The organism is Pontibacter sp. HJ8 (genome assembly GCF_054824225.1).
Genome location: NZ_JSYF01000523.1, coordinates 1 through 7,359, shown reverse-complemented (window position 1 = coordinate 7,359; position 7,359 = coordinate 1). Strand labels below are relative to the sequence as shown.

General features: G+C 47.3%; 8 protein-coding genes. 7 read left to right on the top strand and 1 reads right to left on the bottom strand.

The window, feature by feature from the left end; translation table 11 throughout:
- The first annotated feature begins 76 nt into the window (after positions 1-76).
- The 4 genes from OB13_RS18850 to OB13_RS18835 all read left to right on the top strand — a co-directional run bounded on the left by OB13_RS18850 (position 77) and on the right by OB13_RS18835 (position 3,713).
- Complete coding sequence (locus OB13_RS18850; RefSeq protein ID WP_461491733.1) at positions 77-928, top strand: aldo/keto reductase; 852 nt, start codon at positions 77-79, stop codon at positions 926-928.
- A gap of 19 nt (positions 929-947) precedes the next feature.
- Complete coding sequence (locus tag OB13_RS18845) at positions 948-2,105, top strand: aldo/keto reductase (protein ID WP_461491732.1); 1,158 nt, start codon at positions 948-950, stop codon at positions 2,103-2,105.
- Positions 2,106-2,152: 47 nt separating this feature from the next.
- Positions 2,153-2,608: a cupin domain-containing protein gene (locus tag OB13_RS18840; RefSeq protein ID WP_461491731.1), complete on the top strand. Its 456-nt coding sequence runs from the start codon at positions 2,153-2,155 to the stop codon at positions 2,606-2,608.
- A 118-nt stretch (positions 2,609-2,726) separates the two neighbouring features.
- Positions 2,727-3,713, top strand: coding sequence for an aldo/keto reductase (locus OB13_RS18835; protein WP_461491730.1), 987 nt, complete (start codon positions 2,727-2,729; stop codon positions 3,711-3,713).
- Between the two features lie 80 nt (positions 3,714-3,793).
- On the opposite strand, the gene OB13_RS18830 is transcribed toward OB13_RS18835, so the two are convergent.
- Complete coding sequence (locus tag OB13_RS18830) at positions 3,794-4,018, bottom strand: hypothetical protein (RefSeq protein ID WP_461491729.1); 225 nt, start codon at positions 4,016-4,018, stop codon at positions 3,794-3,796.
- 22 nt (positions 4,019-4,040) lie between these two features.
- Between OB13_RS18830 and OB13_RS18825 the strand changes: the two genes are divergently transcribed.
- The 3 genes from OB13_RS18825 to OB13_RS18815 all read left to right on the top strand — a co-directional run.
- Positions 4,041-4,625 carry a flavodoxin family protein gene (locus OB13_RS18825; RefSeq protein ID WP_461491728.1) on the top strand — a complete coding sequence of 195 codons (585 nt, stop codon included), beginning with the start codon at positions 4,041-4,043 and terminating at the stop codon, positions 4,623-4,625.
- 476 nt (positions 4,626-5,101) lie between these two features.
- A complete protein-coding gene (locus OB13_RS18820; RefSeq protein ID WP_461491727.1) occupies positions 5,102-5,824 on the top strand; it encodes an adenylate/guanylate cyclase domain-containing protein in 723 nt (240 codons plus the stop codon).
- A 457-nt stretch (positions 5,825-6,281) separates the two neighbouring features.
- The coding region (locus tag OB13_RS18815) for a sulfatase-like hydrolase/transferase (RefSeq protein WP_461491726.1) at positions 6,282-7,359 on the top strand (1,078 nt) is incomplete at its 3' end.

Sequence of the window (7,359 nt, the reverse complement as noted above, 5' to 3'; positions counted from 1 at the left end):
GTAGGTATACCCGTAATCTGTATACAAGCCAAGCGAAAAATAGAGAAGACCTTTGTATAGTCAAACGAATGAAAGTATGCAAAAGGTAAAATTAAATAACGGCGTAGAGATGCCCATCCTGGGGTTTGGTGTTTTCCAAATCCCTGACGCTGAGGAGTGTGAAAGAAGTGTTTACGATGCCTTGCAAACGGGTTATCGGCTGATCGATACCGCTGCTGTATACCTCAATGAAGAAGCTGTAGGCAATGCCATCAAAAGTAGCGATGTTCCAAGAGAAGAGCTTTTCATCACGACCAAAGTATGGGTGCAGGATGCTGGTTATGAAAATACAAAAAGAGCATTTGAAAGATCACTCAAGCGCCTCCAGGTAGACTACCTGGACCTATACCTGATTCACCAGCCCTATGGCGATGTGCACGGATCATGGCGTGCCATGGAAGAATTTTACCAGGCAGGCCGCATCAAAGCCATTGGCGTCAGCAATTTCCATCCGGACCGGGTCATCGACCTGATCGTGCATAACAAGGTGGTTCCAGCGGTGAACCAGATCGAGACCCATCCTTTCAACCAGCAGATCGAAACGAAGCAGTTCCTGCAGGAGCATCATATCCAGATCGAGTCATGGGGACCATTTGCGGAAGGCAAAAACGACCTGTTCCGGAACAAGTTGTTAAGCTCCATTGGGAAAAAATACAATAAAACAGTTGCCCAGGTGGTGCTGCGCTGGCTCACCCAACGGGGCGTAGTGGCTATACCTAAATCTGTTCGCAAGGAACGCTTGGAAGAAAACTTCAACATTTTCGACTTTGAGCTAAGCCGGGAAGACATGGAGGCCATCGTTGCCCTGGACCAGAAGTCAAGCCTCTTCTTCGACCATCGTGATCCGGCCATGGTGAAGTGGATAGGCGAAACCAGAGTCGACATATAAAGCTTTAAAAGAGGTAGCGATGGAAAATGAAAAACTAAACAGTGGAAACGCATCGGAGCCACAAGATAAGGGCGTGAGTCGGCGTGGCTTTTTGTCTAGATCAGCACTGGCTGCTGCCGGAATTACACTTACATCGTACGGTTGCAGCAATAGCGAAAGCATCCCGAAGAATGAAACTATTGACAAGAAATTAGTGAAATCTGACACGAGAAGATTAGGCTCTCTCGAAGTTTCATCTATTGGGTTGGGCTGTATGAGCATGACCAGCGGAAGCTATAATCCTCCCAGAGATAAAGATGAGATGGTCGCCGTTATCCGTGGAGCTGTGGAACGAGGGGTAACCTTTTTTGACACTGCTGAAGTGTATGGTCCGTTCTCGAACGAGGTGTACGTTGGTGAAGCGCTTCAGCCCGTTCGGGATCAGGTGGTCCTTGCAAGTAAGTTTGGTTTCAGATTTGAGAATGGCCAAAGAGCAGGCAATGACGCCCGCCCGGAAAACATCCGCAAAGCCGTGGTAGGCATGCTCAAGCGTCTTCAAACGGATCGCATTGATCTTTTGTATCTGCACAGGGTGGATCCCGCAGTACCGGTTGAAGACGTGGCGGGAACGGTGAAAGAATTGATAGCCGAAGGGAAAGCACTACATTTCGGACTCTCCGAGGTTTCGCCGCAGACCATTCGCAAGGCGCACGCCATACAGCCGGTTACCGCCGTTCAAAGCGAATATTCACTCGTCGAGCGAGTGCTTGAAAACAAGGTGTTACCCACTTGCGAAGAACTCGGCATTGGGTTTGTTCCCTGGGGACCTGTTTGCCGTGGATTTCTGGGCGATAAATTTAACGAGTTCAGCCGTTTTTCGGAGGATTCACGGTTTGTTGCTATACCTTATATGCAGCCTGAGGCCATTCGGACTAATATGGCACTTCTCAATCTGGTGCGGGCTTGGGCAAGAAGAAAGAATGCAACCCCTGCACAGATTTCACTTGCATGGCTGTTGGCACAAAAGCCTTGGATCGTACCAATTCCCGGAACAACTAAATTACATCACGTGGAAGAGAACCTTGGCGCATTGGCTATCACATTTACGCCTGACGAGCTAACGGAATTTCGCAATGCTTTCGAGAAGATTGAGTTGGTTGGTGTCAGAAAGCCTGAATCGGTTCTAATAGATATGTAGTGTGAAGATCAGAAAATTTAAGAATTGTGGATGAACAACATAAAGCGATGAAACAACTACTGTATTTACCCCTCGTCTTCTTAACCGCGCTGTCTGGACAGGCAGTGGCACAGGATGCTCCCATTTTCCCCAAAGGTGAAAAAGCCCCGAATGTAAATCATGTGGGAAATGTCTGGCTCCATGAGGTAAGCGCGCCCGATAGCATCTTCAATTACAGCATTACGGTGGCAACCTTTGACCCTGGTGCCAGATTAAACTGGCATTCGCATCCGGGAGGGCAAATACTTTTGATCACGGCCGGTACCGGTTATTACCAGGAAAAAGGGAAGCCCAGGCAAATTGTGCGTAAAGGAGATGTAGTGAAATGCGCTCCGGGTGTAGCGCACTGGCACGGCGCTACACAGAAAAGTGGGGTGACCTACCTGTCTACGACACCTGCTCAACATGGAAAAACGATATGGTTGGAAAAGCTAAGCGATCAGGAATATGCTGGCAGTAAATAGCCCTCGCAGCCTTTATGATCCTGAATGACAAGGTGAGCTACTGCGGTTAACGTGAAAAGTCCTGGTAAAGTGATCAGGCGAAGCAATCAGATTATTTATCACTTTAAAAATTAAAGCTATGCAAAGAAGAGTATTAGGCAAGAGCGGGCTGGAAGTATCGGCCCTTGGTTTGGGATGCATGGGCCTGAGTTTTGGGTATGGGCTTGTTACAAAGAAAGAAGACGCTATCGAGCTCATCCGGGCAGCATTTGATCGTGGCGTCACTTTCTTTGACACGGCAGAAGTCTACGGCCCCTTCACAAACGAAGAATTGCTTGGCGAAGCGTTGGAGCCGTTCCGCGATCAGGTCGTCATTGCCACCAAGTTTGGTTTCAAACTGGAGAACGGGACTACAACAGGTACGGATAGTCGCCCAGAAAATATCAGGGCAGTAGCGGAGGCTTCGCTCAAGCGGTTGAGAACAGATGTGATCGATCTATTCTATCAGCATCGGGTAGACCCCAACGTGCCCATAGAAGAGGTGGCAGGTACCGTGAAGGAATTGATCAAAGAGGGAAAAGTGAAGCACTTCGGGCTTTCAGAAGCTGGGGTTCAAAACATACGCAAAGCACATGCCGTGCAACCGGTAACTGCCCTGCAAAGCGAATACTCTCTTTGGTGGCGGGAGCCAGAACAGGAAATACTGCCTACGCTGGGAGAACTCGGGATTGGCTTTGTACCCTTTAGTCCGCTTGGCAAGGGTTTTCTGACAGGCAAAATTGATGAGAAGACAACTTTCGAAAAGAATGATTTTCGCAATACGGTCCCCCGCTTTTCGGAAGAGAACAGGAAAGCGAACCAGGCCCTGGTCGATTTGCTCGGCAAGATGGCAAACGAAAAAAATGCCACGGCTGCACAAATAGCCCTTGCCTGGCTCCTGGCGCAAAAGCCGTGGATTGTTCCTATTCCGGGCACAACAAAACTGCACCGCTTAGAAGAAAACCTTGGTTCAGTAAACATTACGCTTCGCGCTGATGACCTAAAGGAAATTACTGCCGCTCTTTCAAAGATCGAAGTGCAGGGGGAGCGCTATTCCGCGCAGTCGCAAAAAACGATTGACCGCTAGGCAGATAACCAATAATACTCAGGATGAGAATGCAATTGTCCTCCTGAGTATTATTGGCTCGTGCAGTGGGTTGGTCTGCTTCATAACTGCTCGCCATTGTCGGCGGCAATGTAAATGACCAATCCTGTTGTAGTAACCGAAGAGCATGTGCAGGTTGGCAGCAGCTGGAAACTAGGCGCCCTGTCATTCATCCGGCTTCTAACGCCATAGGTATAGGTATAGGTATAGGTATAGGTATAGGCGGCATTTAGATCTGATTCTCCGTCTTCATCACTGCTAAAAATAGGTGCATTTATGCTACACATCCTGTCAGTCTTTTTCCTTGTAATGTCAGCTTGTTTTTCATCCGGGACGAATGTTGTCAATGCGAATGCTGCATCTACTGTAGCCCCTGATAAAGTGCTGATTGTGTATCTGTCGCGCACTAACAACACCAAGGCAATTGCCGAACTCATACATAAGCAGGTGGGCGGCACTTTGGTTGCACTTGAGCTGGATCAGCCCTACCCGGATGATTACCAGGCTACGGTGCAACAGGTAGCCGAAGAAAATGAAACAGGATACCTGCCCCCGTTAAAAACTAAAATTGAAAGCATGCAGAAGTATGATGTTGTGTTTATAGGTTTTCCTACGTGGGGAATGCAGTTGCCGCCACCCATGAAAAGCTTTCTGAATCAGTATGATCTAAGCGGGAAGACCATTATACCTTTCAACACAAATGCTGGCTACGGAATCGGGAGCAGTTTCAAGACAGTAAAACAACTATGCCCCAACAGCACCATATTGGGAGGTTTCTCGACCAAAGGAGGAGTGGAAAGAGACGGAATTTACTTTGTGATGAAGGGAGAAAGAGCGAAAGAAGCAGAAACGGAAGTGAAGAAGTGGCTGCAAAAAATCCAAATAGTAAAGTAGAGGCTAATCAGTAATAGGTAAAACCAACCGATGAAATTGTTTAGTAAGATAAAGGCAATAACATTGTTGCTGATCAAAGGTAGCACGCTCTCTTGTGTAACCGCACACCAAATTAGCGCTATATAAAGACCGTTTAGCCCCATAATACAAGGACTCATCACCATTGCTGCCTATACCGCCAGAGGCGATTTACCGAAACCAAGAACGGAGATCAACTCCGGCCAAGATATGTAGAAGGTGTAGGGTATTATCAGAAAAAAAGACAGCCAAAATACCAAGACAAGATCCTCATGTGCCTATTGTCTAAGAAAATGGCCAGTATACTGGATTCAAGTTAGAATGAGATCAATGTTACGATAATCAGCGGGAATAGGGCTTAATACCGTATAGATTAAAAAGAACGCTTCCAAATCTACTCAATGATGGAATATGATTAGTTACATGTAATGCTTCAATAGAGAGGAGGGAAAGGGAAGATGAAGAAAACGGTGATTTGCCAGGGCTGCTGGGAACAAATGCACGTTCCCATTGCCATACGTGGTCCTTTATCGCTCCTTTTTATACCGCTAGGCATTAAAAAGAGCCAGATGCATCCCAACCTTTGCACAATCTGCGAAAGCATGTTCACAAAGGTCAAGAAGCATAAACAAATAGCTATTTCAACAACCATTCTATTTGCTGATATCCGGGGCTATACCGATTTATCCCAACGTGTAGAGGCGTCCAAGATGAATGAACTGCTCAGCTGTTTTTATGACCAGTGTTCCGCAGCAGTATGGGAAAATGAAGGGATCATCAACAAGTTCATAGGGGATGCTGTCCTGGCCATCTTCAATTTTCCTTTAGCCAGGAAAGAGCATGTAAAGAATGCTGTGAATGCCGCTTTTGAGCTACAAAAAAGCTGTCAGAATTTTAAAGCCGAAATCGGCTTGATCGATGAACAAGCCTTAGGCGTTGGGATAGGTATACATACCGGGCAATGTTTGATGGGGGAAGTTGGAACTTCCTATAAGGACTTTACGGCGATAGGACCTGTTGTCAACCTTGCATCTAGGCTGCAAGGAGCCGCAGGCTCCGGCGAAATACTGGTAACTCCGGACGTGTTTGACCACGTGAAAGATCAGTTCCCGAATGCACAAAAGAGAATGCTCACCTTGAAGGGCATAAATACCCCCGTAGCTGCGTTTGTGCTTGTCTAACCGAAATCACAGCTTAACTTTAAATCTACTCTCTAACAGCCACTCTTTACAATAAACAACCTGGTCAGGCATATGCTTAGCTTGGACTTCAGGTAAACTTCTGTCTTGCATACATATAGTTTAAAAGTACCAAGGCTTTGTCTGCTGTAGCTGCATAGCTGCAACATACTTTTTGATCTCGATGATCGAGGTGAATTTAAAATCGTAAAGATGTCTGTTACGCACATTAAAATGCGTATTTAGAAACTTGATCTGCCTTCTTTCATAAACTGCTTCAAGCAGTGAACAACACCCTGTTCTTCAGCGGAATCTTCTTTATGACGATGCAGCTGAGTTAAATCATCCTTTTGCTACTCTCGGAAAGCAAGGTGCTCATCTGTTTGCACTTGATGGATATTTTGCTTCATACCTTGATGCCCCAGACCATCCAGTTGAAAGTATAAAATGAACGAAGGGTATGAAAAAAGCATACTTTCTGCTCTATCTGCTTTGTGTAGGATTCCTCTTCACCATTTGTTCCTGTGGAAACCGTAAAACAAAAGAAGAAAAAGAAGCCAAAACAACTACCAATACATCTACTAAACAGAACAGACCGAACATTCTCCTGATCGTAGTGGACGACCTGGGGTACTCGGACCTGTCGCCGTTCGGAGGGGAGATCCGCACACCCAATGTACAGCGCTTGGCCGACAACGGGTTGATTGTGCAGCATTGCTATACCACGCCGCTCTGCGCTCCCTCCCGGGCCATGTTTATGTCCGGTATGGACAACCATATCAGCGGCATTGGCTCCATGCCTCCATTTCAGGCAGCCAACCAGTACATGCAGCCTGGCTATGAGGGGTATCTGAACGACCGGGTCATGACCATTCCGGAAGTGTTGCGGGAAAACGGCTACCATACCTACATGACCGGCAAGTGGCACCTGGGGCATGAAAAAGGCAGACGCCCGTTTGAGGAAGGCTTTGAGCGTAGCTTTACCTTCCTTGGTGGGGGAGTCAGCCATTTCAACAATATGTTTCCACTGGGCCCTGAAGAAGTAATACACACCGTGTACTACGATGACAGCGTGCTGGTGAAAAAGCTTCCGGATGATTTTTACTCTTCCGACTACTACGCCGACAGAATGATCCAATACATCACTGAACAGAAAGACGATGCGCCATTCTTCGGCTACCTGGCTTTCACGGCGCCCCACGACCCGCTGCATGTGCCTGACAAATGGATGGATAAGTACAAGGGCGCTTACGACAAAGGCTATGACCACATTCGCCAGGTGCGGATGGACAACATGAAAAAGCTTGGCCTGATTCCCAAAGATCTTCCGATGAACCCGGGTTCGGGGGAATATAAAAAGTGGAACGAGCTCTCAGCGCAGGAGAAAAAAGTGGAAGCCCGCCGGATGGAACTCTACGCTACCATGCTGGAGATCATGGACCTGAACATCGGTCGCGTGCTGGATGCCCTGCAAAAAGCTGGCAAGCTGGAAAATACCTTGATCATCCTGATCGGTGACAACGGTGCTAACCCCAAAG

What these genes read in the sequence shown, in the direction of transcription:
- OB13_RS18840 (WP_461491731.1), top strand. Translation starts at nt 2,153, where the DNA reads ATGAAACAACTACTGTATTTACCCCTCGTCTTCTTAACCGCGCTGTCT.
- OB13_RS18825 (WP_461491728.1), top strand. Translation starts at nt 4,041, where the DNA reads ATGTCAGCTTGTTTTTCATCCGGGACGAATGTTGTCAATGCGAATGCT.
- OB13_RS18835 (WP_461491730.1), top strand. Translation starts at nt 2,727, where the DNA reads ATGCAAAGAAGAGTATTAGGCAAGAGCGGGCTGGAAGTATCGGCCCTT.
- OB13_RS18850 (WP_461491733.1), top strand. Translation starts at nt 77, where the DNA reads ATGCAAAAGGTAAAATTAAATAACGGCGTAGAGATGCCCATCCTGGGG.
- OB13_RS18820 (WP_461491727.1), top strand. Translation starts at nt 5,102, where the DNA reads ATGAAGAAAACGGTGATTTGCCAGGGCTGCTGGGAACAAATGCACGTT.
- OB13_RS18830 (WP_461491729.1), bottom strand. Translation starts at nt 4,018, where the DNA reads ATGTGTAGCATAAATGCACCTATTTTTAGCAGTGATGAAGACGGAGAA.
- OB13_RS18845 (WP_461491732.1), top strand. Translation starts at nt 948, where the DNA reads ATGGAAAATGAAAAACTAAACAGTGGAAACGCATCGGAGCCACAAGAT.